We start from the raw sequence: 24,318 nt of genomic DNA, 5'->3' as shown, positions 1-24,318 counted from the left end.
TCGGGCGACGATCGCCCCGACCCCGGTCCGGACCGAGACCGGAGTCGGTCCGGGCGGTTCGTCGGCCGCGTCCGCACCGGAGGGGCCGGGACGGACGGGCCTGGGCCGGACGGGACCGGAGGAACTGGTTTCGGCGGGGGTCGTCCGGACGGTTGTCGGCTCGCGCACCGGGCGTGACGATGTCCCCAGCCGTATCGCCTTCCAGGAGGACGAGTTGAACGATCCCTGGGTGGCCCTCGAACCGGGGGCCGACCCCGCCGAACGGGTAAGGATTCTGCGCCGGGCCCATGAGACGTTCACGGAGGCGGGCACCGTGCCGCGGCCGGTGCGTGCCGTCGTGGCCGACTCGTGGCGGCGTTCGGCGCGGGCCGGCGTGGGCCCCGACGGCACCGCGGACGTGGAACTCACCGACGGCGACCTCGGAACCTATCGGTCGGAGCATCCGCTGGCGCGGGTGATGCCGCTGTTCCGCGAGCTGATGGGCACGTTCGCCGCGGACGGCGAGCATCTCTTGGCGGTGTGCGACGCGCACGGACGGCTGTTGTGGGTGGAGGGCCACGCGGAGACACGGCGCCACGCCGGGCGGATGAACTTCGTGCCCGGGGCACGGTGGTCGGAGAACGCGGTCGGGACGAACGCCCCGGGCACGGCGGTCGCCCTGGACCGGCCGGTGCAGGTGTTCGCGGCCGAGCACTTCATACGACGGGTGCAACCGTGGACGTGCGCGGCCGCGCCGGTGCACGACCCTCGAACCGGTCGGGTGCTGGGCGCCGTGGACATCACGGGCGGCAACGGGCTGGCGCATCCGCACAGCCTGGGTTTCGTCCAGGCCGTCGCCCGGGCCGCCGAGGCTCATCTGGCCCTGCTCGCCCCGGCGCAGCCCGGTGCCGACACTCCGTGGCTGAGCGTGCTGGGCCGGGACGAGGCGCGACTGGTCACGGGCGACCGGGAGTTGCGGCTGAGCCGTCGGCACAGCGAGATCCTGCTGCTCCTGGCCCGGCACCCCGAAGGACTCACCGGCGACGAACTGCTCTGCGCGCTGTACGAGGACGAGTCGGTGACGCCGGTGACCCTGCGGGCCGAGCTCGCCCGGCTGCGCGGAATCCTCGGCCCCGGTCTGCTGGCATCGCGTCCCTACCGGCTCACGATCGCCTGCGAATCGGACCTGGCCGTCGTCGAGAGACGGCTGGCGACCGGCGCCGTCACGGCGGCGGCGACCGCGTACGCGGGACCTCCGCTGCCGGGGTCGCAGGCGCCGGCGGTGGTCCGGCTCGGACGTCGGCTCACCGAGGGTCTGCGTGCCGCGCTGATCGCCTGCGGCGACCCGGATCTGCTGGCGAACTGGGCGCACGCACCGTGGGGCGAGGACGACGTCGACGTGTGGCGGGCACTTGCGCAGGCCCGCCCGACGGCGGCGACGCGGACGCGTCTCGCATCGCTCCAGGCGGAGCTGACGACCCCGCCGCGGTGGCCGCGCCCTTAGGGCGTGTTTCGCCGCAGGCGTCGCGCACACGGCTGGTGGGTGGCCGGCCGCCGAGCGCGGTGTGCCGGATGACCGGTACGGGGCGCTCCGCCCTGCGTGCAGCGTGCTCCGCCGTCGCGCAACGTGGTTGCAACGTCCGCTTCCCTAGCCTTCCGCGAAGAGCTGTCCAACGGCGGGCAGCACTGCTGAAGGAGGCAGAGCAGGATGACCCGTTACGCGGCGCCCGGCACCGAAGGCGCGATCGTCTCCTACCAGACACGTTACGACCACTTCATCGGCGGCGAGTACGTCCCGCCGGCTCTCGGGCGCTACTTCGAGAACCCCTCGCCGGTGACCGGGGAGACCTTCACGGAGGTGGCACGCGGTACCGCGGAGGACGTGGAGCGGGCGCTGGACGCAGCGCACGCCGCCGCGCCGGGCTGGGGGCGCACGTCGGCGACGGAGCGCTCCGACATCCTGCTGAAGATCGCCGACCGGATGGAGGCCTACCTGGAGCCCCTCGCCGTCGCGGAGAGCTGGGAGAACGGCAAGCCGGTCCGGGAGACGCTGGCGGCGGACATCCCTCTGGCCATCGACCACTTCCGATACTTCGCCGGCGCCATCCGCGCCCAGGAGGGCTCGCTCAGCCAGGTCGACGACGACACCGTGGCGTACCACTTCCACGAGCCGCTCGGCGTCGTCGCGCAGATCATCCCGTGGAACTTCCCCATCCTGATGGCCACGTGGAAGCTCGCGCCCGCCCTCGCCGCGGGCAACGCGGTGGTCATCAAGCCCGCCGAGCAGACCCCGGTGTCGCTGCACTACTGGATGAGTCTGATCGCCGACCTGCTGCCGCCGGGCGTGGTCAACATCGTCAACGGGCTCGGACCGGAGGCGGGCAAACCACTCGCGTCCAGCCCACGGGTGGCGAAGGTCGCCTTCACCGGCGAGACGTCCACGGGCCGGCTGATCATGCAGTACGCGGCGGAGCACCTCAAGCCGGTCACGCTGGAACTCGGCGGCAAGTCACCGAACATCTTCTTCGACGACGTCTGGGACAAGGACGACGACCTCCGGGACAAGGCCCTCGAAGGGTTCACCATGTTCGCGCTGAACCAGGGCGAGGTCTGCACCTGCCCCTCGCGCGGCCTCATACAGCGCGGCAACTATGGTGACTTCCTCCAGGCGGCCGTCGCCCGCACCGAGCTCATCACGCCCGGCCACCCCCTCGACACGGACACCATGATCGGCGCACAGGCCTCCGGCGACCAGCTCGCGAAGATCCTCTCCTACATCGACATCGGCCGGAAGGAGGGCGCCAAGATCCTCACTGGTGGTGAACGCGCCCAATACGAAGGCGAGTTGAAGGGCGGATACTATGTCCAGCCGACGATCTTCGAGGGTGACAACCGCATGCGGATCTTCCAGGAGGAGATCTTCGGGCCGGTCGTCTCGGTAGCCTCCTTCGACGACTTCGACGACGCCATCAAGATCGCCAACGACACGTCGTACGGCCTCGGAGCCGGGGTGTGGACACGGGACATCAACACGGCGTACCGCGCCGGCCGGGCGATCCAGGCCGGGCGCGTGTGGACCAACTGCTACCACGCGTACCCGGCGCACGCCGCTTTCGGAGGCTACAAGCAGTCCGGGATCGGGCGCGAGACACACAAGATGATGCTGGAGCACTACCAGCAGACCAAGAATCTTCTGGTGTCGTACTCGCCGAAGAAACTGGGCTTCTTCTAGACGCCAAAAAAGGGCGCCTGACCAGGCATTTCACCTGACAGGCGCCCTTCCCGGCCTGCATCTAAGCCACGGGGTGAAGTGCAGAGTAACTCCTGATATGTCCCACTGCTATCCCACCTCTGACCAGCTGCTCCGGGGCATTTCCGGGCCAAGGCTCGGTTCATGCGTCCTCTGCACTGCCGTCCTGCCCCACCCACCTTCGCATCGACTCCTCGATCAGGCTGTTGGCATGGTTCCGTGCCTCGGCCAGAAACTTGGCGTAGTAGCGGAAGAGGACCTGGATGCTTTGTCCGGCGCGGCGCGCACACTCTGCCGGGTCGACACCGGAGGCAAGCCAGAATGAGATTCCTGCGTGGCGCAGGTCGTAGGGGCGTTTCGCAAGCTCAAGGGCGTGTTCATCGAGAGTCAGTGCGGCCTCACGCGCACGTCCCCATGTGATGCCGTACGCGGAAGGATCGACGTAGTTTCCCGCTGCATTGCGGAACAGACGTCCATCGGGCGCGACACCGAAACTCTCTATATGCTCGCGCAGCATGCGCACCAGCACAGGCGGGATGGGCACGGGCCTCGTCGCCTTGGCCGCCCGTCGCTTCAGTGAGTGGACCTCGTGAACTGCACCGTCATTCGTCCACTCCTTCCCCGCCGTGACCACCCCGCCCTTCAGGTTGAGGAGCCCCCATCCACTCGCTGGCAGTCGGCACTGGGACTTCTGCAAGTGAATAACCTCAGCAGGACGCATCGCGGCGTAGTACATACACCCGAAAAAGGCGTACAGGTGTGGGCCTCGACCGGGCAGCGCCCTCACCGCAGCAAGCAGGCGGCCCACCTGCGCCGGATTGGGCACGCAGTCCGGATCGACTTCGTCGGCAACTTCCGGCGCAGACCACCGCAAGCCGCTCAGCGGGTTCTGGGTGAAGTACCCACGTTCCACTGCGACCCCGAACACCTCGTTGACGGCAGCCTTCTTGCGCTTCACAGTCTTCGCTGCAGCGGCTGCCCCATCGACCTTTCGGCACAGAGCGTCGAGTCCCCGGCGCAGAACATCGGGCTCCGCCAACTCGCTCACGGGCAGTGAATGGCGCTGCAGCCAATCCAGCGCTGCCTGCCACTCCTCGGGCGGATCCTCCCTCCAGGCTTTTTTGTTGAAAGCCCATGAATACAGTGCCCTCCGCAGTTCACGAGGTGCCCGGGACATGTGCTCTGGCTCGACGAAGGCTGGAGTGATGGTCGCGAGAGCGTCGGCAAGCGTTCGACGTGTATTTCCCGGCGTACGGTCCCAACGCTGCTCGATGTACTCCTGCGCGAGGACATACCAGGTGGTGCGCTGTTTCAGGGCCCGAAGCTCGGAGGCCGGCAGGCCCGTCCTTGTGTCGAACGGCTCGCCGTCGCGCGCGGCAGTCACTAGTTTAGAACGTCGGCTCTCCGCAAGCCCCTTCGTGAGAAAGGACTCGGATTTCTCCCGCCCATTGACCGTCCACCGAACCTCGAACCCCTTGCGACGGTCCGGCCGCTCACGTGTGTCCCAAAATCGAACTCTGTAACTCATCGCCATTCAGGCGTATCCCCCTCACACGCTTTCCACCACGCGTCTAGATCGACGCGGCGGCAGCGGAGTTCACCATTCGGAAGTTTGATCATTCGGGGCGCTTGACCGCGAGCGCGCAAGCGGTAGAACGCTGACGGGCTCATTCGGATTTCCGCCAGAACCTCGGAGAGTTTGAGCGCAGGAGGGCGAGCCATTTTTTCCCTTGAAGATTTCAACGAGTCGCCAGACGCTGGGAGGCACAACAGAGCTAACTCAGTTGAGCGTTGGCATGGAAGTTCACCGCATCCGCACAGCTCCACCGCCAAGCGCAGCCGCTGCGAACTCCTCAATGGTCGCGACGATCGCCGGTTTGGCTAACCGGCGATCGTGGTCTATATTGCGTGCCGCATCGCCAGAGTCCGGATGTTCCCGCGCTGGCTTCAGCTAGAAAGTCAACCGGTATGAGCGCAGTGCGGGAGTGGCGCCGTCCGTGGCGCTTACCAGCAGACCCTCATCAGTGAGTCCGTCAAGATTTCGCGCTGCGACACGCTCAGGAGCCCTAATGGCCGGGGCCACGTGCCAAGTTGCAGATCCTGGGTGCGCTGCTCGGTCGAGGCGATGGCTGCGTTGCAATAGATCCTCGCCAAACAGTCCGGCCGCAAAGACGCAAACGCCCAGCCCAGTGGACACGGTGCCGTAGTCACCGGCCGTGGCCGGACCAAGCGCTCAGTGCGCCGAGCGCGAAGAGGACAGGGGAAGGGAAGCGGGCGAAGCAAAATAGCGGGAACCGACAGACCAACCTCCTAGCAAGGGACGACGCCAGAAGGAGCCCGGTGTGGGCGGTACTTCTGACCTGGTGTTTTCCGGGAAGTTGTACGTTGACATGCTCCTGGCGGAGGTTTCCAGTCCTTTGGAGTTCTTTCTTGTCTGCCGTCGGCGAATGCATGCCGACAGCTGCGTGGAACCCCTCTGTCACAGGGCCGTTGAGGCGCAAGACATCCCGGCATCTTCGTCATGAAGTTCGCTGCCCGTGTCTCGTAGACAAGAGGACCTTCACCATGCTGCCGAAAGCGACGCGCCACCCTGGAAGACGGGCTGCCGACTGCCTGATCCAGGCCGGTGGGTGAGTCCCGCCCATCTTGACCGGTAGCGACCGACTGTCGGCGTGCGCTGAACGGCTGGGTAGGGTCGCGGTATCCGAGCTGGAGAGGTAGATGCATGGCCCACGAGATCGTGATCGCGCAGACGACCAGTGACAACGAGGATCAGGCGAAGGCGCTGGCTTGGGGCGCGGTCGAGAGCAAGCTGGCAGCGGGCGTTCACATTGATGCGCCGATCACAGCCTTCTACTGGTGGAAGGGGAAGGTCGAGACGGCGCACGAGTGGCGGATCTCGTATATGACTACGCCGGACCGTCTCCCGGCACTGGAGGCGTGGCTGCACGAGAAGCACCCGTACGACGTCCCCCAGTGGATCACGCTGCCCGTGACCGGCGGGTCGGAGGCGTATTTGTCCTGGGTTGTTGAGGAGACGGCACAGGGCTGAGAAGCGACGGGACTACGACGGCGTTCGCGTCCTGAGTTCGGCCCTGTATCGGCACAAGGGGGTTCAGGAGGCGAACTGCCGCAGGTAGACGGCAAGGTCCTGTTCTCGGTCGGGGAGCGACGCTGCGATAGTCGATGCGCGCTCCTTGCCCATCGTGTTGGGCTTGGCCTGTGCCGCTGCGGCGAACTGGCGTGACACGTAGACCCCTTGATCGACGTCACCTCCACGCAGCAGGGCCGATGCGAGATCACCGAGGACCACGACGCCTCCGTCCGGGAGTTCGTCTCCGAGGCGGTCGACTGCGGTGTCTGCTGTAGCGGTGAGTTCGGGACGCCCCAACTGCCCGTATACAGATAGGGCCAGCGAGTCCATGCGGTACGGGGTCACGAACCGGACCCACGCCTGCTCGCTGGTGTGATCCGCGAAGTCGTAGGCGAAGCGCGCTCGCTCCAACGCCCGGAGCGCCCCCATCTCGTCGCCGGCCGCCGCAGCCTCCTCCGCCTGCCTGCCGAGGACCCAGGCGGCAGCAGTAGCGTTGCCGTGGCCTCGTACATCGCTGGCCGCTTGGGAAAGTAACTCCAACTTCGCTTTCGGCGTCGAGGCGCCGTAGCTGCTGTAGGTCAGGGCAAGGGCTCGGAGCGGAGGGTGCCCGGCGGTCGTCGCGCACTGCGACGTGACCTTGTAGTAGGCGTCGGCTTTGTCGTGCTCGCCCAGGTCCCATGCCACCCAACCGGCAAGGGCAGCGGTTTCTCCGGCGGCGATAGTGAGAGCCCGCTCGTGTTCGCCGGCACGGGGCAGAGCCGCGGTGATCGCGTCAAGATGCGACTCGACCGTGCTTTGTAGCCGCCGGGCGCTGAGGTTGAGTTCCTGGACGTGTAGTTCAGCGGCCCGGTCGATGAGCGCGCCGGCGGAGGGCGAATCGATCTTGGACTCCTTGCTGAGGGCGAAGGCGAGGCGCCCCCAGGGCTCGGCAGCCGCGCTCACGCCGACAGCGGCGCCACCCAGCAGCGTGCGACGCTTCACGGCGTCCAGGTCCTCCCCTGCATTGGCATGCCCCTTTCTCTTCCGAGCGCGGGCAGCCTTGGCCTCCCGTTGTAGTTCCTCGAAGGGGACACCGCAGGCCGCCGCGATGTGGCCGATAGTGTGACTGGTAGGGATGTTCTCGAAGTTCTCATAGCGGCTGATCTCTCGGCGGGTCATGGTGTCCCGGCCGGAGACAGCGTTGATCGCCTCTGCCTGCCCCTCCTGTGTCCGGCCCGCATCCTGCCGAAGCCGCAGGAGCAGGTCGGCGAACGGATCTGGCATGAGTGTGACCTCTGTTGGTGGGCGGAATCCAATCATGGCCTTAATTCCCCCTCCTGCTTTCCCCCTTGACAGATTTTTCCCCCTCTGGATTCCCCTGGTCTACGGTGTCGCCACGCGGTGCGATAGCCCCCATGACCAGGCTCCAAGAGGAGACCCCGCCCGGCGGGGGCATCCGTAGCTTTGCCGACGTGGCAGGCGTGCCATGTGCGAGGTCGGTTCACGAAGACCGGCACAGCACATCGGCGAGGCCAGGCATGCCGACGCCATCCCTTGGTTGTCAGGCGGCCTTTCTCCCTGAGCTCGCGAGAGTTGGGGAGATGCGGCAGACAGCCGGGGCGTTCCTGCGGCTGTGCCGTGTTTCGGAGCCGGTGGCGGGGGTCGTCGTACTGGCCGTCTCGGAGCTGGTCACCAACGCCGTGGTTCACGGCGAGGGAGAAGTCGTGCTCCGGATCACGGTGGCCGTCGACGTGGTGCGCGTCTCGGTCACCGATCACAATCCGGCCCCAGCTGTACTCAATGCAGCCGGACCCGACGGTGAATCCGGTCGCGGGATCCGGCTTGTCGATGCGATCTCAGACGCGTGGGAGAGCAGCGGCGAGGAGACGTGGTGTGAGTTCCGGTATGCGAGGGCTGCGGGTTGAGCCCGACTTCCAAATGGTTCCCGGCCATGTGGTTGACGAGTCAGGCAGCTCAGTCACTTCCCCTACAGGGGACGCTCGGAGGGCCGTTCGCTTGCCTTCGCCCAGTAGTTCGGTTCAAGCATCTCGCCAGGCCATGCGGGCTGACGGATCGGGCCCTGGGGCCCCATCTGTTCGAAGTACGGTGCCAGGTCGATGACGGGCGTCCCGTCGACGGCGTCGAGATCGGTGACCAGGAGGTCCCTGCCTTCGACCTTGAGCAACCGCGGGTAACTGACCGCCAGTTGGTTGGGGCGCCGGTGGTTGCGGTGGACGAACGTGCCGGTCGTCGGCCAGTTCTGGTTTCCCCTTGGACTGCGTGCGTGGAGCTGGACGTCTTCGGGTCGGGCCAGATGGAAGCGCCAGGTCACGGTCAGGTGGGAGAACTCCTCGATTCCTTGCAGCGTTTCGAGGGGATACGCGTCGTCGAGCCGGATGATCGATTCGGCCCCGCCTTGGTAGTCGTCCTGCACGCGGGTGTGGCCGCCCACTACCGTTGCGATCGACTTGACCTCGTAGGTCGGCATCAGCGCTCGTTCCTCTCCCTGGGCGTAGCGTGCGCGGCGACCTCCGGTCAGCGCCGCGAAACGGTTCTGTGGTCAGCCTATGGCGCGCAACATGCCTCGCGCGCGACGGTCCAGTTCGGCGACGTAGCGACCACCGCGCTGCCGGACGGGCGAGATGTCGCTCTGCATGCGGACGATGACGTCGCGGGCTCGCCCGGACTGGATACCGGCCATGGCGTCGAGTGCTTCGTTCCAGGTCGCGCATGCCTCTTCGAGGCGTCCCTGCTGGACTTGGACAGCGCCGAGGTAGCCGAGCGTCACGCTGTGGGTACGGGCGAACTGCTGGCGTCGGCGCGTGGCCACGCTGCGCTTGAAGTGGATCTCCGCATCCCGAGGCTGGCCCATGTCACGCAGAGCGCAGGCCGTCTCGTGGGCGAGGGAGGCTTCCTGAAAAAAGCCGACGCGGGCCGGTGCCTCGGTGGCGTCGGCGCGGGCAAGGTCCCGCTCCGCGCGGCTAATGGCCGCGAGGGTGCCGGCCCGGTCGCCATCGGACGCGAGGGCGCGTGCATGGACGATCGCCAGCAGCGCCCTTTCACGATGGCTGGCCTGGCCGTAGCGGTCGCGGGACATCGAGGCGTCGGCCAGGGCCAGCGCCCGGCGTGGATGCCCGAGGTCCACGGCCTGGTGAGCGAGGGCGCGCAGGACATGACCACCGAGCGGTCCGTCTCCCGCTTCCGCCGCGATACGGGCGGCAATGGTGAGGTAGCGCTGAGCAGTGCGGTGTTCACTGGCGTCAAAGGCCATCCAACCGGCGAGGTAAGTCATCTCCGCCACGGCGGAGTACGTGTCGCGGCGAAGCTGATCTGTACGGAATCGGCCGCCAAGCAGCGGTACCGCACCGTCGAGCAGGTGGCTGGCAAGGGCTTTGCGGCCGGATGCGCCGCCTCGCTGCTGGTCGCGCGCGGAGTAGTAGACCGTGAGGTCGCGGACGTCGTCGACGTCGGCCTGAGTCACCGAGCGCGAGGAGGCCGGTCGGCGGTTCGTCGCTGCATCGGGGGCGGCTGCCCACCACGACGTGGTGGGCAGGGCAAGGCCGGCCGCGGAGTAGGCGGCGGTGGCCAGCAGCTTGCGTCGGTGCATATCGAGATCGTCGCTTCCCAGCTCGGCCAGTGCGGTCAGAGGGTCGACGCTCCAGTCGGATCCGGTGTCGGTCGTGCCTGTCGGCGCTTCTTCCAGCCCGAGGTCGGCCAGGGAGAAGCGGCGGCCGAGTCTGCGGGACAGCGTCTCGCGCAGGATATGCGGCGCTCTGCCACTCGGCTTCGTGCCGAGCACCCACATGGAGATGTGCGAGCGGGAGATCGCCTCCAGCTCGCGCACTCCGCACTCCGCGGCCACGCGGGCAACAGCGGCGGCTGCTTGCGGCTGGGACCAGCCTGCTTCGCGCAGGAGTGCGGCGAGGGCGACGTTTCGTTCACGGGCCATGGACTGCCCCTCGGTTCCGAAATGATCTTTGGCGCCTTTGGCGGCCTTCCCGTCCGCACAGGCATACCCCTCGGACGGGATTCACGGTTCGCTCAACGTAGCTGCCAGGTCACTCACTTCGCATGCCAGCCGTCGGCTCCGCCCGGCGATCTCGGCTCACTTTGGCTTGATCCGAACAGGAGTTGCGTCATGCGCCTTTCGCTGGACCCTCACCGAGACGGCAACCAGCCCGTGGGAGAGCGCGGGCGGCGAGCGCCCGTCACTGAGGTGCCGGCGCCGACGCGCGATCACGTGGTGGCCGCGTCGGAGACGGTGACGCTGGTGCTGGGCGAGGATTCGCCACTGCCCGAGAGCGCTGCCGATGTGGAGGACCTCGTTCGCCTTCTGCGCGGCCACGTTGCCCAGTTGGGCGCACGGACCGCTCCGGGGATTCCCGCCCTGCTGCGCGCGCAGCGGCTCTGCTCCGACAGCGTCCCCGAGGGCTACATGCCGAGCCGGGTGTACCTGGTCAGGCTCGCCGAGGCCACCCAGGAGCTGATGGCACACGTGGAACGCGGCGGTCCCAGGCCGATCAGCGTGGAGGGCGGGCGGCGTTGGCGGAAGCCCAGGGTCAACGTGCTGCGCGGGGCCGTCTTCGCCCTCGCCCTGGCCTGCCTGGTCTTCGCCGCTTCGGTGCCGCGGACATGACGGTGACCGGTGCCGTCGTCATCGCTCTGGTCCTCGGGCCGACGGCCTGGCTGGTGCTTCGCGGCGAGCAGGCGGCCGGCCCTGCACGAGCCGTCGAGGACCTACCGCCGCCCGGCAACGCTCCCCCTAACCCCGGTGACCACCGACCTGCCTCCTGCCCACCGTTCCCGGCCGCTGCGGCGGCCCCGATACCACCCCGGACCCGCGGGGCTCACGGAGATCCACACGATGAAACGGCTTCCGCGCATCGAGCAGTACGGCCTGATCGGCGACATGCAGACCAGCGCCCACGTCTGCGATGACGGTTCGATCGACTGGCTGTGCCTGCCCCGCTTCGACTCGCCGGCCCCGTTCGCGGCCCTGCTCGGTTCGGAGAAGCACGGGGCATGGCGCATAGCCCCCGCCGCCGCCTACCAGGAGGGCGCCGCAGCAAGCGCCGAGCGGCGCTATGTCGGCGAGTCCCTCGTGCTGGAGACGGTGTGGAGGACCTCCTCCGGCACCGTGACGGTCACCGACTTCATGCCGCCGCGCAACGGAGCGCCGCAGGTGATCCGGATCGTGGAAGGCACGGCCGGTCAGGTCTCCATGGTGTCCGCGCTGCGCGCCCGCCCCGGCTACGGCCGCATCAGTCCGTGGGTCCATGAGGTGGAGGGGCGCATGGTGGCCGAGGGCGGCGAGGACGCCCTGTGGTTGGACACGGCCACCGAGCAGCGGGAGAAGGACGGGGCAATCGTGGGTTCCTTCACGGTCGCCGCCGGCGACAGCGTGGCCTTCGTGCTGAGCTGGAGTCCGTCCCACGGCTGCCCGCCCGAGATCCCTGAGCCCGAAGCCGCGCTGGGCGTGACCCTGGCGTTCTGGGAGGACTGGACGAGCCAGTGCAGCTACACCGGGCCCTACCGCGACGCTGTCCTCCGCTCGCTCATCATCTTGAAGGCGATGACGTACGCGCCCAGCGGGGGCATCGTCGCCGCGCCGACCACGTCGCTGCCCGAGGAAATCGGCGGCGAACGGAACTGGGACTACCGCTACACCTGGTTGCGCGATGCCTCCACCACCCTGGCCGCACTGCTCGGGTCCGGCTTCCGCCAGGAGGCCGACTCCTTCCGCCGGTGGCTCCTGCGGGCGGTGGCCGGCGATCCGGAGAACCTGCAGATCATGTACGGCATCACCGGCCAGCGGGAGCTGTCGGAGCGGGAGCTGGGGTGGCTGCCCGGATACGAGAACTCCGCACCGGTCCGGATCGGCAACGGCGCAGCCGACCAGGTGCAGCTCGACGTCTATGGCTACGTGATCGAGACCCTCTACCTCGCGCACGAGAGCGGCGTCGCTCCGTGCGGGGACACCGCGGTCCTCCACCAGCGGCTCGTTGAGCACCTGGCCGAGCGGTGGCAGATGCCCGACGAGGGGATCTGGGAAGTCCGCGGAGAGCGGCGGCACTTCGTCCACTCCAAGATCATGACGTGGGTGGCCGTCGACCGCACCATCCGCCTGGTCGAGGCCGGCGCCATGGAAGCCGACCTGTTCGCGCTGATCGAGCTGCGCGAGGCCATCCACCACGACGTGTGCATGCGCGGCTTCGACGCCGAGCGCAACACCTTCACCCAGTCCTACGGATCGCAGGAGGTTGATGCCGCGCTGCTGCTGATCCCCCGGGTGGGCTTCCTGCCACCGGACGACCCGCGCGTGGTCGGAACGGTGGAAGCGGTGCGCCGGGATCTGTCTACCCCCGAGGGCTTCGTGCACCGGTACCGGACCGCTGGGAAGCGGACCGGGATCGACGGCCTGACCGGTAACGAGGGGACCTTCCTCCTCTGCTCGTTCATGATGGTCGACGCGCTCGCCCTGACCGGCCGTCTGGACGAAGCCCATGCCCTGTTCAGCCGGCTGCTGGCCCTGCGCACCGACCTCGGCCTGCTCGCCGAGGAGTACGACCCCACCAGCGGGCGGCAGCTGGGCAACTTCCCGCAGGCGTACAGCCACATCGGGGTCATCGGATCCGCGCTCCTGCTGCAGCAGCTCGGCGCGGGTGCGCCTGCGGCGGAGGCGGACGTTCTCGTGGCGGCGAGTGCCTGATGAACACGCTCGCCATAACCGCGCTCGTCTTGCTCGCCCTCGTGGCCGTCGTTGCCGTGGCCGCGGTCTGGGTCACCCGTCGCCGCTGGCTCGCGGCACGACAGCAGGCACATCTCCTGGCCCGAGAACAGCAGGCCACCGAGCAGGCCCTGGACCGGCTGGTCCACGAGGTGCTGCCGCAGATCCACACGGCCGGCGGCCGAGCTGCTCCGCCTGTTCTGGCGCCGGAGCTGGCCGGCACCGCGGTCGGCGAGCGGCTGGAGCTCGCGGTCAAGGCCACCGCCGGCCTCGCCCAGGCCATCGTCCGCGACATCCAGTACGCCGCGCACCAGGAGATCGAACAGGTCAAGACAGGCGGAGCGGAGGAGCTCCGTCGTGCGCACACCGACGCGCAAGCGGAGATCGCCCGCGTGCAGGCGAACGCCGTGCGGTCGACCGAGGCCGCGGTGCGCAGCGTGTCGTCGGCGCTGGTGGGCATGGCCGCCCGGACCAGCCGCAAGGTCAGCGAGGGGGTCCGGGCGCACCAAGACGACGCCGCCTTCGAGACGCTGACCGGGATCGACCGCACCGTCCAGCAGACGCTGCTGGTCGCCCAGGGCTGGACCGTCCTGGCCGGCGGCAAGCTGACCCGGCACTGGACCACCACGACCCTGACCGATGTGGTGCGGGCTGCGATGGGCTACGTCGAGGACTACCAGCGCGTGGCACCGCAGGAGCTGCCCCTCGCGGTGAAGACCCGCGTCGTCGGGCCCGTGGTGCACACCCTCGCCCTCTTGCTGGACAACGCGCTGCGGTTCTCCCCGCCGCAGTCCCGCGTTCACGTCTCCTTCGAGCAGGGCCACCACGGGGTCACCGTCATCGTGGACGACAGCGGCCTGCAGATGACGCCGGAGCAGCTCGACGAGGCACGGGACGTCCTCACCGGCCAGCGCACCGACGACATCACCCAGCTCGGCGCCCTGCCCAAGACCGGTTTCCGGGTCACCGCCGCTCTCGCTCGCGCCTACGGCTTCCGCGTCGACGTCCAGGCCCCCAACGCGCTGCTGGGCACCCGCGCGCTCCTCACCCTGCCCGGGGACCTCCTCACCACCGTGGCCGAGGCCACACCCGCGCCCGCTCAGGCGGCGGAGAGCATTCCGCAGGGCGCGCTCGCCCCCGTTCCGGAGAGCCGCCTGGCACTGGCCCCGCCCGCGCGAGGCCCGCAGCCCGTCCCCGTCCCGGCACACACGCCGGCAGAGGAGCGCCTCGGTGCGCCAGCCGCTGCCGGGACGACGGCCAGCGGGCTGACACGGCGCCACCGGCGCGGCACTCCGGCCCCTGCTCCCGCCCGCCGCCCGGTCAACGCGGAGCCGGGACGCGCGAGCGTGATCGCCTCCTGGGCCCGCGGCACCCAGGCGGCACGCGCCGAACTTGACGCCGCCCCCTCCCCGACCCCTGACGAGCAAGGACACGAGGCATGAGCGAGAAGAACATCGGCTGGCTCCTGGAGCGCCTGGAGGAGACCGACGGCGTGGAGTACGCCGTGCTCGTCGCGGCCGACGGCATGAGCCCGGACTACACGCCCCGCCTCCCGCAGGAGCAGGCGGAGAAGATCGCCGCCATCACCTCCACGCTGTGGGCGGCGTCGCGGGCCTACGACCGTGAGACCGGCGGCGGGGGCGTGCGCCAGTTCGTCATGGAGTCGGTCGACCACATCTCCCTGCTCATCCCGGCCGGGGAGAACACAATGCTCGCCGTCCGCACCAGCAGCCCCAACGTCGACATCGGCGTGATCAGCGAGGCCGCCCTGCGGCTGGCGGGAAGCGTCGGCGATCATCTGGGCGTCAAGACCCGGGTGACCAGCGGCGTGGAAGCACCGCCGGCATGAGCAGGCCGCGGCAGGATCCCGACCTGGTCAGGCCCTACGTCCGCACGGGCGGACGTACCCGCCCCAGCACGGACGTGCGTCTGGAGAGCGTGGTCTTCGCCGCGACCGGCACCCACCCCGGGCTTAATGCCGACGGACGCCGCCTGCTGGCTCTGTTCTCCGGCTCCCGTGGCGGCGGTCTGGCCGTCGCCGAGATCGCCTCCGAACTCGCCCTGCCGCCCTCGACCACCCGCATCCTCGTCGCCGACCTCATCGGACTCGGGCTGATGACCCTCGCCCAAGGCCACGACGTCGAACGCCCGCCCGCCTCACTGATCGAAAGGGTCCTTCATGGCCTCCGCGCTCACGCCTGACCGGTTCGTCGCGTCGACGGTGACGGCGACCGCGAAGATCGTGGTCGCCGGAGCCTTCGGCGTGGGCAAGACCACGTTCGTCGGCAGCGTCTCCGAAGTGCCGCCCGTGCACATGGAAGAGACCATCACCCGGGCCAGCGCTCTGGTCGACGACCTGGCCCGCACGCCGGAGAAGTCGACCACCACCGTCGGCGTCGACTTCGGGCGCAAGCACCTCGGCGACGACCTGGTGCTGTACCTGTTCGGCACCCCGGGCCAGGCCCGGTTCCGGTTCCTGTGGGAGGAGCTGATCGTCGGCGCCCTCGGCGCCCTGGTCCTGGTCGACCCCCGCGACCTGGACGCCTCCCACGAGATCCTCACCCTCCTCGAAGAGGCCGAAGTGGCGTACGCGGTCGCGGTCAACCAGTTCGACGGCGCACCCCGCTACCCGCTCGCCGAGATCCACGAGGCGCTCGCCCTGGAGCAACACACCCCGCTCAGCGTGTGCGACGCCCGCGAGCGGGCGTCGTGCATGCAGGCCCTGATCCAGCTCACCGAATACCTCGCACGTCTGGAGCCCCGACCGTGAGCACCGCGCCCCCTCGCATCTCCCTGTACGAGCCGGACTTCGCGCAAGACCCGCACGCATTCTACCGGCGTATGCGCGAGCAGTTCGGTCCCCTGGTCCCGGTGGACCTGGCACCCGGCCTGCCCGCCACGCTGGTCGTCGGCTACGAGGCGGCCCGCCGTATCCTCGGCGACCCGCAGCGCTTCCCCGCTGACCCGCGCCGGTGGCAGACCGCCGTCCCGGACGCCTGCCCCATCCGGCCGATGATGGAGTACCGGCCCAACGCGCTGCGCTCCGCCGGCGCCGAGCACGCCCGCTACCGGGCCGCGAACACCGCCGCGTTGCAGGCCGTCGACCAGCACGCGCTGCGCGATCACGTCGAGCAGGTCGCCGCCCAGACCATCAGCGCCTTCGCTGCCGAGGGGAAGGCCGACCTGCTGGCCCAGTACGCCTGGCCGCTCGCGTTCCAGACGCTCAGCCACCTGCTCGGCTGCCCCGACGAGGTCGGGCGACGGATCGCGGACGGCATGTCCAAGATCTTCGACGGGGTCAACGCCTCCATCGGCAACCAGATCCTCGCCCAGGCCGTCACCGACCTCGTCGCCCTGCGGCGGGCGCATCCCGGCGACGACGTGACCAGCAGGCTCCTCGTCCACGTCGCGCGGCTGACCGACATCGAGATGGGCCAGCAGCTCATCACCCTCTACGGCGCGGGCATCGAACCGCTGACCAACCTGATCACCAACACGCTCCTGGAGATGCTGACCAACCCGGATTTCTCCGGGGACCTGCACGCCGGCGACGCCTCCGTCCGCGAAGCCCTGGACACGGTGCTGTACCGCGACCCGCCGCTCGCGAACTTCTCCATGAGCTACCCGCCCAGGCCCGCCGACGTCGGCGGCTACCTGCTCCCGGCCGACGAGCCGGTGGTCATCAGTTACGCCGCCTGCAACAACGACCCCGATCTCGGCGGTCGCGCGCCGCTGGGCAACCGCGCCCACCTCGCCTGGGGCGCCGGCCCGCACAGCTGCCCGGCCAGCTCGCACGCCTACCTCATCGCCGAGGCCGCCATCCTCCACATCCTCGACGCCCTGCCCGAGATGGACCTCGCTACCCGCCGCGAGGACCTCACCTGGCGCCCCGGCCCCTTCCACCGCTCCCTGGTGACCCTGCCAGTCCTTTTCCCCACCAGCTGAAAGAGACCCCGACGTGCCCGAACAGCAGATACTCGTCCTCGACCCCACCGGCAGCGACCCCGTCGCCGAACACCAGGCCCTGCGCGAGCGTGGCCCCGCCACCCTCGTAGACATCCTCGGAGTGCGCGCCTGGTCCGTCTCCGACCCGGCTCTCCTGAAGGAACTGCTCACCAGTAAGGACGTCTCCAAGGACGGCCGCGCCCACTGGCCGGCCTTCGCCGAGAACGTCCCCACCTGGCCGCTGGCCCTGTGGGTCGCGGTGGAGAACATGTTCACCGCCTACGGCGCGAACCACAGCCGCCTGCGCCGCATGGTCGCCCCCGCCCTCTCAGCCCGCCGCACCGCCGTCCTCCAGACGGGCATCGAGACCCTGGTCACCGGGCTGCTCGACGACCTCGAGGCCCTCCCGGCCGGGGAAAGTGCCGACCTGCGCGAGCACCTCGCCTACCCGCTGCCGATCGCCGTCATCGGACAGCTCATGGGCGTCCCCGCCGACCAGCGCGCCGAGTTCCGCACCGTGGTCGACAACGTCTTCGCCACCCACCTCACCGCCGAGGAACAGACGGCCAACACCGCCGCCCTCTACGGCCTGCTGGACGCTCTCATCCATGCCAAGCGGACCACGCCCGGCGAGGACATGACCTCGCTGCTGATCGCCACCCGCGACGAGGAAGGCGACGGTTCCACCCTCAGCGACGCCGAACTGCGCGACACGCTCCTGCTGATGATCAGCGCCGGGTACGAGACCACCGTCAACGTCATCGACCAGGCCCTCACCACCCTGCTGTCCGACCCGGAGCAGCTCGCCCACGTCCGGGACGGACGGTGCACCTGGCAGGACATCGTCGAGGAGACCCTGCGGCACGAGCCCGCGGTCAAGCACCTGCCCCTGCGCTACGCCCTCACCGACATCCCGCTCCCCGACGGGCAGACCATCCGGTCCGGCGACGCCGTCCTCGCCTCCTACGCCGCCGCCAACCGACACCCCGGCCTGCACCAGGACGCCGACCAGTTCGACGCCACCCGGATCAGCAAGGAGCACCTCGCCTTCGGGCACGGCGTCCACTTCTGCCTCGGTGCCCCGCTGGCCCGCCTCGAAGTCGCCACGGCCCTGCGCCTGTTCTTCGAGCGCTTCCCCGACGCTCAGCTCGCCACCCAGCGCGAAGACCTGCAGCGCCTGCCGAGCCTCATCAGCAACGGACACACCCGCGTCCCCGCCCTGCTGCGCCCCACGACGACCGACTGACCGACCCTCAACGAGGAATCCTTGCCATGACCGCCCTCGCCCCAACACAGCCCCTCACCCCCTCCGAACAGCGCATCGCCCAGCATGTGATCAAGGGCCTGGACGCCCGCGAGATCGCAGCCGCCACGCAGCTCAAGCCGAACACCGTCCACTCCACGCTGCGCACCGTGCGCTGGAAGCTGGCCTGTCCCGAACGCTGCTCCCTCGCCGTCGTCGCCCACCGCCTCCTCGGCTCCGGCCAGATCACCGCCCCGACACCGCCACGCCCCACTCCGGATCTCAGCCCCGAGCAGATCAGCCTGCTCAAGGCCGCTACCGAACACACCCTGCCCCGCGACATCGCCCTCGCCGCCGGCCTCGCCCCGGCCGACCTACGCGACGCACTGGACCAACTCCACGCCGCCACAGGAGCACAGGACACCACCGAACTGGTGGTCCTGGCGCACAGCTGGCAGCTGCTACCGGCCGAGCATGCCGCCCACGCGACGCGAAGCGGGGCAACCCAGTGACCCGCCCTATAACCCCCACGGCCAGCGAGGACCGCTCCGTCCCCGTCCCGTTCACGCAGACGCCGCCGGCCGCCATCTACGAGATGCGCATGCTGAGCACCGCGGCCGAGCGCGAGGAAGCCGCCGCCCTCGTCCAGGACCGCCAGCACTGGCTCACCCTGCCCGTACCCGCCCGAGCCGACATCCCCGCGCAGTTCCGCGAGGCGCAGACCTTGCCCGCCGGACTGTTCGAGGACGGGAGGCTGCTGGCCTGCATGATCCCCGAGCGCGACCCCGACCTCGGATGGGGCCAGGGGCCGTACCTCTTCCTCCACAGCGTCCACACCCTGCCCGGCCAGTCCGACGACATCACCCGCCTGATCACCCTGTGGGCGTCCGACTTCGCCGCCCGACTCGAGCTCCCTGTCGTACGGGCCGAGACCCTGGCCCGCCACGCCCTCGAAGCCGAACCCCTCGCTGCTCTCCTGCGTCGGCTCACCGACACCGGCTGGGACGTGTGCGGATCCGGCCCCGGACGCGACGGCGATCGAATCGCCCGCCTCGAACTCCCCGCCGAGCCCCGCCCCGGGCTCAGTGCGCTGATCAGCTGCCAGGTCCACGCGCCTCAGCAGGCCCCGGGTGATCGGAGCAACGCGTGACAACCGACGAACCGCTGCGGCCCGACCTCGCCCGCGAGCTGATCGCCCGCGCCACGGAGTCGGCCGCGCACCGGGCCAAGCGCGTGCGCGACCAGCTCGACGCCGTCCAACTCGGACAGGGCCGGCACACCGACCACGCCAACACCAAGATGCTGCGCCGCATCCTGGCCGAGCACGACTGGCCCGGCCACCGCCTCGTCGGCCCCGACGCGGCCCGCGCCGCGTGGAGCATCGCCCTGCACAGCGACGACGAACCCGACTTCCAGCGCGCCGCCGCCACCCTGCTGGGACGTGCGGTCCAGGCCGGCGACGCACTGGTCCAACACTGGGTGCACCTGCACGACCGCACCCTCATCACCAGCGGGCGAGACCAGGAGTACGGCACCCAGCTCCTGCTGCGCGCCGACGGCATCGAGCTGTGCCCGCTGCGCGCGCCGGAGTCAGTCGACGCACGCAGGGCCACCGTCGGTCTGCCGCCGATCGCCGTCGCGCTGAAGACAGTGCGCCGCCGGTTCACCCCCTACGGCTCTGCCGATGAGGCCCCGACCGTCGTCCTCGCGGGGGCCGCGTGAAGAAGCGGAACCCCCAAGTTCTCGACCAGTCGGTCTCACGGCCGCAACTCCGCTCTGCGAAAGGATCGTTGACGCATGAAGCTCACCACCGCCGTTCTCGCTGCCGGTGTTGCCGTCTCCCTCACCACCGCCGTGGTCGGAGCGGCCCGGCTCCGGCAGGACGCGCGACACCAGGCCGAGCGAAACGAGGCGCTGCTCGCGGGCAACCAGATCGACTGGCTGGCGCAGATGTCCACCAATCCCGATCTCGCCAAGCTCTGGAAGCCGGAGGACATGGAGGCCGAGGAGTACATGCAGCTCATGTCGGCCAACCGGCTCATCTGCGCGCTCAGTCTGCGCGACCGCCTGGGCTTCGTCCCGAAGGGGCACCTGCCCTTCTTCGCTGCCTGGATCATGAAGAGCGACGTCAGCCGACGGTACTGGAAGCGGTTCGGTGACCTCCGCGCCCAGGAGGCCGAGGGAGACGAGCGCGCCGAGCGGTTCACGAACGCTCTGGACCGGGCCGCTCACGCCCATTCGCACGAACAAACCGCAGCCGCCTGAAGAAGAGGCTGCCTCGCTCTCAACTCGTGAAGGAACTCCATGGACTTCAGTGCTGTTCCACTACCGCCCGGCGATTTCACCATCGGGAAGACGTTCAACTTCGAGGCTGGCCACCGGCTTCCCGGGCTGCCGGACGAGCACAAGTGCTCGCGCCAGCACGGGCACAGCTACGAGGTCGAGGTCATCCTCACCGCACCCTCGCTGGAGGAGCCCGGCTTCGTCGCGGACTTCGGGGCGCTCGCTCCGTTCAAAGAGTTCCTGAACACCGAACTCGACCATCACAACCTGCACGAGATTCTTCCCTGCGAGCCGACCTCGGAGCGCCTGGCCCAGTTCCTGGCCGGGTGGTTCATCCAGAACCTTCAGCCCGCCATCCCTGGCCGCCTGGTCGCCGTTCTGGTCCGCGAGACCCAGAGCAGCTGGGCCCGCTTCGATGTGGAGGGACGGTGACCGCATCCGAGCCGATCACCGACGAACCGACGGCTGACGACGGCGAATCCCGCCTGATCATCGCGGAGTGCTTCGGCGTCGAGGTGCCGACCTTCCAGGGCGAGGGACCGAGCTGCGGACACCCGGCGCTGTTCATCCGCCTGTCCCGGTGCAACCTCACCTGCGCGAAATGCGAAACGAAGTACACCTGGGACTGGTCCCGGTTCGATCCGCGCAAGGAGTCGGCGCAGCGGTCGGTAGCGGACCTGGTGGCCTGGGCCGCGTCCTCGCCGGTCGAGCTGGTCGTGATCACCGGCGGCGAGCCGTTGATCCAGCAGGCGCGACTGGTGCCTCTCGTCCGGGGACTGACAGCAGCCGGCAAGCGGATCGAGTTCGAGACGAACGGCACCATCGCGCCCGCTCCCGAGCTGTTGGCCGACGGTGTCCGGTTCAACGTCTCGCCCAAGCTCGCCAGCTTCGGCGTGAAGGAGACCAAGAGCATCGTGCCCGCCGCGCTGGAGTCGTTCGTGTCGTCCGGGCAGGCGGCGTTCAAGTTCGTCGCTTCCACGGTGGCCGACCTCGACCGGATCGCCGAGCTGACCGACACCTACCGGCTCGCGCCGGTGTGGGTGATGCCGGAGGGCACCACCCCCGAGGTGATCACCGCGACCACCCGGGTCCTCGCGGACGCGGTCGCGGCCCAGCACTGGCACTTCACCACCCGCCTTCACGTGTTGGCCTTCGCGGACGCCCGAGGCCGCTGACCGCAGGGGCCACCACGCCCCATCCGTTCCCCCAGTCCCCGGAAACGAGAGACGCCCATGACGACCTCTATCGCCAGCCCTGCGGCGGCGCCGACCGCCGCCGTCCCCGGGCCCGCTGCGGTCATCGACACCGGCCGGGTCGCCGGCCTGATCCACCAGCTCTTGGCCGAGCTGGGCGAGGACCCCGCCCGCGAGGGGCTGACCGGCACCCCGGACCGCGTCGCGGCCTGGTGGAAAGCCTTCCTGTCCCCGGACCGCGCCGCAACGGCCACCTGCTTTACCGAGTCCCAGCTGGGTGGTCAGCTGGTCATCGTGGGCGGCATGAGCGTGTGGTCGCTCTGCGAGCACCACATGCTGCCCATGAACTTGCAGGTCACGGCCGGATACGTGCCGGATGGCGAGGTGGTGGGCCTGTCGAAGTTCGGGCGGATCGCCCAGCACTTTGCCGGCCGACTGCAGGTCCAGGAACGCTTCACCCGCCAGGTCGCCGAATACCTCAACGGCGTGATCGGACACGAGGACGTCGCCGTCGCCGTGCGCGGCGTGCACCTGTGCATGAGCATGCGGGGCGTACGGATGGAGGAGGCCCGCACCACCACGGTGCACTCGGGCGGGCGCTTCGGCACCGACCCCGTCCTTTCCCAGCAGTTCCTCACCCTCACCACCGGCCTGTGGGGGGCGCCGTGATCACCACTGCGGGAATCGACTTCTCCGTCATCGCTCCGCCTGCCTACCTGGAGCACTTCGTCGCCCAGGAGCCGGCCCGCGTCCACCACGTGGCCGCCCAGCACGTCCATGGTGCTTGCCTTGTCCCGGCTCATCGGACGGGCCTTCCCGCCCGCCACGCCGACGCGGGTGTGCCCGCGGGTCGGTGGGGAACGCTGGTGTGTACCGCCGGCCCGGTTCGGGGTCGCAGACGGGCAAGGCGTTCGGCGGCGAGGTCCTTCTTCCCCGGAGCGTCCGGGTCGAGGAGCCACCGCACGACCAGGGCCCGGCCGTCGCGTGTGGTCACGGCCGCGTTCACGCGGTGGGCGAGTCCCATCGTCGGGTCGTCGACCTCGCTGGGCTGGGTTTCCAGCGCGGCGAGGAGGTCGTCCTCCGCGCGGTCGAGCACGGACTGCGCCTGGACGAGAAGGCCGTGCCACTTGACGACGTCGGTGGCGTCAGGGTTCGCGGTCGGCGCGGCGGCGACCGCGGCCTTCAGCTGGTCCATGTCCATGGCGAAGTGCGCTTCGATCCGTTCGGTGAGCACGCCCACGACATCCTCAGCGTCATCGGATATGCCGTCGGACAAAAGGAAAACTCCTGTTCTGGAAGGGCCGATGCCTGGGTGAATGTGAGGGGCGTCCGTGCCCGGCGGCCCAGTCGCTTTCCTGCTGAATGCCTGTCAGTCCAGGCACATGCGGGTGTCGCGGTACACGTAGGTGCCGGAGACCCAGCCCTTGACGCCGGTCGACCTGTCCGTGATGTAGAGCCAGCTGCCGCTCTTCTTGTGCACGGTGAACTTGTGGCTCTTGTAAAGCACGCCGAGCGCGGTGGACTTCGTGGTGGCCTTGGACCGGATGGTCACAGCCGACGCGTGGACCTTGTACGGCAGCGGCGGCAGGGACGAACAGCTGCTCGCGAAGGCCGCAGATACCGCGGCGGGTGCCGCACTGACGGTGGTGGCGCAGAGCACCGGCAGGGCGAGCGTGCCGAGCATCGCCGCGGATATGGCAATTCGAGTGGAGCGCATGCGGAAGAAACCTCCGTGAAGGCATAGGGATTGCGTGGAATGGCGCCGCGGGAGTTGTCCCGGCGGCTGTATAAGAGTCCGGAGAATCGCCGGTTTGGCTAACCGGCGATCGTCGGCTATGTTGCGCCGCGCCCGTCGGCTCCGGCGTTTAGCGCGAGCGGCCAGGCGGGCGCGGAGCAGGGGCCTTCGGCAGGACGGCCGGGCGGCTGGCTGCCGCTGCCGGGCGGACCGGCGGCAGGGGGCCGGCCTCGCCGGTAAGCCGGTCGTCGCACCACTGCAGTGCCTCGCCCACCGTGTCGAAGCCGCCCTCGCGCAGGGTGTGCGTCCACGCGTCGGTGTCGACTTCCTCGACCACGACGCGGAACGGGCTGGGGGCTCGTTCATCCAGGGCGCGCAGTGCCACGACGGTGACCGTGTCGTCCGGGTCGTCGCGGGTGTAGGAGTAGCCCATGGCGTAGTGGTCGCCGTCGCCCGCGAGGCGTCGCTCCAGCACACGAGTCGCCTCGTCCGCCGGCGGTGGCCCCAGCTCGGGGTCGAGGCCGATGGTGTTCTGCGGGCAGCCGCGGTGGATGAGCCAGGACTGCGCCATCGCGGGCAGCGGCATGCCGTCCTGCTCGAAGGTGAACGTCCGCTTCTCTCGGTCCCGTTGCAGATGCACGGCGAGCAGTTGCGGCATACCAGGGTGTCCCCAAGTGGCGGTGCGGTCGAAGAGGACGTAGTAGCTGTGCGCGCCGTTGGGGGTGTGGTGTGCGGCGAGGGGGACGAGCATGTCCTCGTGGACGGCGACCTGGCGATAGAAGTCGAGGTACATCTCCTCGTCGGCATCGAAGTCGTCCAGCTCGAAGTCGACTTGGGGGATGGGCTTCCGGGCTGGCACCGGTTCGGTAGGGGGCAACAAGGGCCTTTCG

27 protein-coding genes are annotated in these 24,318 nt (G+C 69.3%); 19 read left to right on the top strand and 8 right to left on the bottom strand.

The genetic code is table 11. The features are described 5' to 3' along the window. Positions 1 to 214: 214 nt before the first annotated feature. Both C6376_RS37375 and C6376_RS37370 read left to right on the top strand, forming a co-directional pair. The gene (locus tag C6376_RS37375) at positions 215 to 1,483 is read left to right on the top strand and encodes a GAF domain-containing protein (protein ID WP_107449410.1); all 1,269 of its coding nucleotides are present in this window, start codon (positions 215 to 217) and stop codon (positions 1,481 to 1,483) included. 204 nt (positions 1,484 to 1,687) lie between these two features. Then, positions 1,688 to 3,211 (top strand): aldehyde dehydrogenase family protein, encoded by a 1,524-nt coding sequence (locus C6376_RS37370; RefSeq protein WP_107447439.1) that lies wholly within the window; start codon positions 1,688 to 1,690, stop codon positions 3,209 to 3,211. 160 nt (positions 3,212 to 3,371) lie between these two features. On the opposite strand, the gene C6376_RS37365 is transcribed toward C6376_RS37370, so the two are convergent. Further along, positions 3,372 to 4,763, bottom strand: a complete 1,392-nt coding sequence (locus tag C6376_RS37365; RefSeq protein ID WP_107447438.1) for an integrase — start codon at positions 4,761 to 4,763, stop codon at positions 3,372 to 3,374. Next, a complete protein-coding gene (locus C6376_RS45925; RefSeq protein WP_107447437.1) occupies positions 4,754 to 4,951 on the bottom strand; it encodes an AlpA family transcriptional regulator in 198 nt (65 codons plus the stop codon). Before C6376_RS45925 ends, C6376_RS37365 begins: the two co-directional genes overlap by 10 nt. A gap of 1,003 nt (positions 4,952 to 5,954) precedes the next feature. Between C6376_RS45925 and cutA the strand changes: the two genes are divergently transcribed. Then, positions 5,955 to 6,281 (top strand): divalent-cation tolerance protein CutA, encoded by a 327-nt coding sequence (gene cutA / locus C6376_RS37350; protein WP_107447436.1) that lies wholly within the window; start codon positions 5,955 to 5,957, stop codon positions 6,279 to 6,281. Positions 6,282 to 6,344: 63 nt separating this feature from the next. Here the strand turns inward: cutA and C6376_RS37345 are convergent, their stop codons facing one another. After that, positions 6,345 to 7,586: a helix-turn-helix transcriptional regulator gene (locus C6376_RS37345; protein WP_107447435.1), complete on the bottom strand. Its 1,242-nt coding sequence runs from the start codon at positions 7,584 to 7,586 to the stop codon at positions 6,345 to 6,347. Positions 7,587 to 7,717: 131 nt separating this feature from the next. On the opposite strand from C6376_RS37345, the gene C6376_RS37340 reads away from it, so the two are divergent. Next, positions 7,718 to 8,227 (top strand): ATP-binding protein, encoded by a 510-nt coding sequence (locus tag C6376_RS37340; protein WP_254076234.1) that lies wholly within the window; start codon positions 7,718 to 7,720, stop codon positions 8,225 to 8,227. Positions 8,228 to 8,289: 62 nt separating this feature from the next. Here the strand turns inward: C6376_RS37340 and C6376_RS37335 are convergent, their stop codons facing one another. Both C6376_RS37335 and C6376_RS37330 read right to left on the bottom strand, forming a co-directional pair. Beyond that, on the bottom strand, positions 8,290 to 8,790 hold the full coding sequence (locus C6376_RS37335) for an SAM-dependent methyltransferase (RefSeq protein ID WP_107447433.1): 501 nt from the start codon (positions 8,788 to 8,790) through the stop codon (positions 8,290 to 8,292). Between the two features lie 72 nt (positions 8,791 to 8,862). Continuing rightward, the gene (locus tag C6376_RS37330) at positions 8,863 to 10,251 is read right to left on the bottom strand and encodes a Tat pathway signal protein (protein WP_173985810.1); all 1,389 of its coding nucleotides are present in this window, start codon (positions 10,249 to 10,251) and stop codon (positions 8,863 to 8,865) included. Positions 10,252 to 10,440: 189 nt separating this feature from the next. Between C6376_RS37330 and C6376_RS37320 the strand changes: the two genes are divergently transcribed. From C6376_RS37320 to folE, 15 genes are all read left to right on the top strand, one after another. After that, on the top strand, positions 10,441 to 10,938 hold the full coding sequence (locus C6376_RS37320) for a DUF6415 family natural product biosynthesis protein (RefSeq protein WP_254076233.1): 498 nt from the start codon (positions 10,441 to 10,443) through the stop codon (positions 10,936 to 10,938). A 228-nt stretch (positions 10,939 to 11,166) separates the two neighbouring features. Further along, on the top strand, positions 11,167 to 13,011 hold the full coding sequence (locus C6376_RS37315; protein ID WP_107449406.1) for a glycoside hydrolase family 15 protein: 1,845 nt from the start codon (positions 11,167 to 11,169) through the stop codon (positions 13,009 to 13,011). After that, positions 13,011 to 14,471 (top strand): ATP-binding protein, encoded by a 1,461-nt coding sequence (locus tag C6376_RS37310; RefSeq protein WP_107447432.1) that lies wholly within the window; start codon positions 13,011 to 13,013, stop codon positions 14,469 to 14,471. Before C6376_RS37315 ends, C6376_RS37310 begins: the two co-directional genes overlap by 1 nt. Further along, positions 14,468 to 14,878, top strand: a complete 411-nt coding sequence (locus C6376_RS37305; RefSeq protein ID WP_107447431.1) for a roadblock/LC7 domain-containing protein — start codon at positions 14,468 to 14,470, stop codon at positions 14,876 to 14,878. Before C6376_RS37310 ends, C6376_RS37305 begins: the two co-directional genes overlap by 4 nt. Continuing rightward, positions 14,875 to 15,231, top strand: a complete 357-nt coding sequence (locus tag C6376_RS37300; protein ID WP_107447430.1) for a DUF742 domain-containing protein — start codon at positions 14,875 to 14,877, stop codon at positions 15,229 to 15,231. The genes C6376_RS37305 and C6376_RS37300 overlap by 4 nt, the downstream gene beginning before the upstream one ends. Then, the gene (locus C6376_RS37295; RefSeq protein ID WP_107447429.1) at positions 15,209 to 15,799 is read left to right on the top strand and encodes an ATP/GTP-binding protein; all 591 of its coding nucleotides are present in this window, start codon (positions 15,209 to 15,211) and stop codon (positions 15,797 to 15,799) included. The genes C6376_RS37300 and C6376_RS37295 overlap by 23 nt, the downstream gene beginning before the upstream one ends. Continuing rightward, a complete protein-coding gene (locus C6376_RS37290) occupies positions 15,796 to 16,974 on the top strand; it encodes a cytochrome P450 (protein ID WP_107447428.1) in 1,179 nt (392 codons plus the stop codon). The genes C6376_RS37295 and C6376_RS37290 overlap by 4 nt, the downstream gene beginning before the upstream one ends. Positions 16,975 to 16,987: 13 nt before the next feature. Further along, positions 16,988 to 18,220 (top strand): cytochrome P450, encoded by a 1,233-nt coding sequence (locus tag C6376_RS37285; protein WP_107447427.1) that lies wholly within the window; start codon positions 16,988 to 16,990, stop codon positions 18,218 to 18,220. Positions 18,221 to 18,246: 26 nt separating this feature from the next. Continuing rightward, positions 18,247 to 18,729 (top strand): LuxR C-terminal-related transcriptional regulator, encoded by a 483-nt coding sequence (locus C6376_RS37280; RefSeq protein WP_107447426.1) that lies wholly within the window; start codon positions 18,247 to 18,249, stop codon positions 18,727 to 18,729. Beyond that, complete coding sequence (locus C6376_RS37275) at positions 18,726 to 19,367, top strand: hypothetical protein (protein WP_367881073.1); 642 nt, start codon at positions 18,726 to 18,728, stop codon at positions 19,365 to 19,367. Before C6376_RS37280 ends, C6376_RS37275 begins: the two co-directional genes overlap by 4 nt. Next, complete coding sequence (locus C6376_RS37270) at positions 19,364 to 19,939, top strand: DUF6624 domain-containing protein (protein ID WP_107447425.1); 576 nt, start codon at positions 19,364 to 19,366, stop codon at positions 19,937 to 19,939. Before C6376_RS37275 ends, C6376_RS37270 begins: the two co-directional genes overlap by 4 nt. A gap of 75 nt (positions 19,940 to 20,014) precedes the next feature. Next, positions 20,015 to 20,482 carry a DUF6082 family protein gene (locus C6376_RS37265; RefSeq protein WP_107447424.1) on the top strand — a complete coding sequence of 156 codons (468 nt, stop codon included), beginning with the start codon at positions 20,015 to 20,017 and terminating at the stop codon, positions 20,480 to 20,482. A gap of 39 nt (positions 20,483 to 20,521) precedes the next feature. Then, a complete protein-coding gene (locus C6376_RS37260) occupies positions 20,522 to 20,932 on the top strand; it encodes a 6-carboxytetrahydropterin synthase (protein WP_107447423.1) in 411 nt (136 codons plus the stop codon). Continuing rightward, entirely contained in the window at positions 20,929 to 21,675 is a 747-nt protein-coding gene (locus tag C6376_RS37255) for a 7-carboxy-7-deazaguanine synthase QueE (RefSeq protein ID WP_107447422.1), read from the top strand. Before C6376_RS37260 ends, C6376_RS37255 begins: the two co-directional genes overlap by 4 nt. 57 nt (positions 21,676 to 21,732) lie before the next feature. Beyond that, entirely contained in the window at positions 21,733 to 22,362 is a 630-nt protein-coding gene (folE, locus tag C6376_RS37250) for a GTP cyclohydrolase I (protein ID WP_107447421.1), read from the top strand. Positions 22,363 to 22,492: 130 nt separating this feature from the next. Here the strand turns inward: folE and C6376_RS37245 are convergent, their stop codons facing one another. From C6376_RS37245 to C6376_RS37235, 3 genes are all read right to left on the bottom strand, one after another. Then, positions 22,493 to 22,969 (bottom strand): hypothetical protein, encoded by a 477-nt coding sequence (locus tag C6376_RS37245; RefSeq protein ID WP_107447420.1) that lies wholly within the window; start codon positions 22,967 to 22,969, stop codon positions 22,493 to 22,495. Positions 22,970 to 23,062: 93 nt separating this feature from the next. Then, entirely contained in the window at positions 23,063 to 23,377 is a 315-nt protein-coding gene (locus C6376_RS37240; protein WP_107447419.1) for an SH3 domain-containing protein, read from the bottom strand. Between the two features lie 181 nt (positions 23,378 to 23,558). Beyond that, a complete protein-coding gene (locus C6376_RS37235; RefSeq protein WP_107447418.1) occupies positions 23,559 to 24,308 on the bottom strand; it encodes a hypothetical protein in 750 nt (249 codons plus the stop codon). Positions 24,309 to 24,318: the final 10 nt, after the last annotated feature.

The sequence above is a fragment of the Streptomyces sp. P3 genome, assembly GCF_003032475.1.
Lineage (GTDB): Bacteria > Actinomycetota > Actinomycetes > Streptomycetales > Streptomycetaceae > Streptomyces.
The sequence above is the reverse complement of the archived record's forward strand: the minus strand, read 5'-3'. Positions and strand labels throughout refer to the sequence as shown.

Bases quoted from the DNA above. Each gene is read 5' to 3' on its own strand.
- C6376_RS37315 (WP_107449406.1), top strand. From the start codon at position 11,167: ATGAAACGGCTTCCGCGCATCGAGCAGTACGGCCTGATCGGCGACATG.
- C6376_RS37300 (WP_107447430.1), top strand. From the start codon at position 14,875: ATGAGCAGGCCGCGGCAGGATCCCGACCTGGTCAGGCCCTACGTCCGC.
- C6376_RS37260 (WP_107447423.1), top strand. From the start codon at position 20,522: ATGGACTTCAGTGCTGTTCCACTACCGCCCGGCGATTTCACCATCGGG.
- folE (WP_107447421.1), top strand. From the start codon at position 21,733: ATGACGACCTCTATCGCCAGCCCTGCGGCGGCGCCGACCGCCGCCGTC.
- C6376_RS37320 (WP_254076233.1), top strand. From the start codon at position 10,441: ATGCGCCTTTCGCTGGACCCTCACCGAGACGGCAACCAGCCCGTGGGA.
- C6376_RS37305 (WP_107447431.1), top strand. From the start codon at position 14,468: ATGAGCGAGAAGAACATCGGCTGGCTCCTGGAGCGCCTGGAGGAGACC.
- C6376_RS37335 (WP_107447433.1), bottom strand. From the start codon at position 8,790: ATGCCGACCTACGAGGTCAAGTCGATCGCAACGGTAGTGGGCGGCCAC.
- C6376_RS37265 (WP_107447424.1), top strand. From the start codon at position 20,015: ATGAAGCTCACCACCGCCGTTCTCGCTGCCGGTGTTGCCGTCTCCCTC.
- C6376_RS37330 (WP_173985810.1), bottom strand. From the start codon at position 10,251: ATGGCCCGTGAACGAAACGTCGCCCTCGCCGCACTCCTGCGCGAAGCA.
- C6376_RS37295 (WP_107447429.1), top strand. From the start codon at position 15,209: ATGGCCTCCGCGCTCACGCCTGACCGGTTCGTCGCGTCGACGGTGACG.
- C6376_RS37345 (WP_107447435.1), bottom strand. From the start codon at position 7,586: ATGCCAGATCCGTTCGCCGACCTGCTCCTGCGGCTTCGGCAGGATGCG.
- C6376_RS37310 (WP_107447432.1), top strand. From the start codon at position 13,011: ATGAACACGCTCGCCATAACCGCGCTCGTCTTGCTCGCCCTCGTGGCC.
- cutA (WP_107447436.1), top strand. From the start codon at position 5,955: ATGGCCCACGAGATCGTGATCGCGCAGACGACCAGTGACAACGAGGAT.
- C6376_RS37370 (WP_107447439.1), top strand. From the start codon at position 1,688: ATGACCCGTTACGCGGCGCCCGGCACCGAAGGCGCGATCGTCTCCTAC.
- C6376_RS37365 (WP_107447438.1), bottom strand. From the start codon at position 4,763: ATGGCGATGAGTTACAGAGTTCGATTTTGGGACACACGTGAGCGGCCG.
- C6376_RS37240 (WP_107447419.1), bottom strand. From the start codon at position 23,377: ATGCTCGGCACGCTCGCCCTGCCGGTGCTCTGCGCCACCACCGTCAGT.
- C6376_RS37340 (WP_254076234.1), top strand. From the start codon at position 7,718: ATGACCAGGCTCCAAGAGGAGACCCCGCCCGGCGGGGGCATCCGTAGC.
- C6376_RS45925 (WP_107447437.1), bottom strand. From the start codon at position 4,951: ATGGCTCGCCCTCCTGCGCTCAAACTCTCCGAGGTTCTGGCGGAAATC.
- C6376_RS37280 (WP_107447426.1), top strand. From the start codon at position 18,247: ATGACCGCCCTCGCCCCAACACAGCCCCTCACCCCCTCCGAACAGCGC.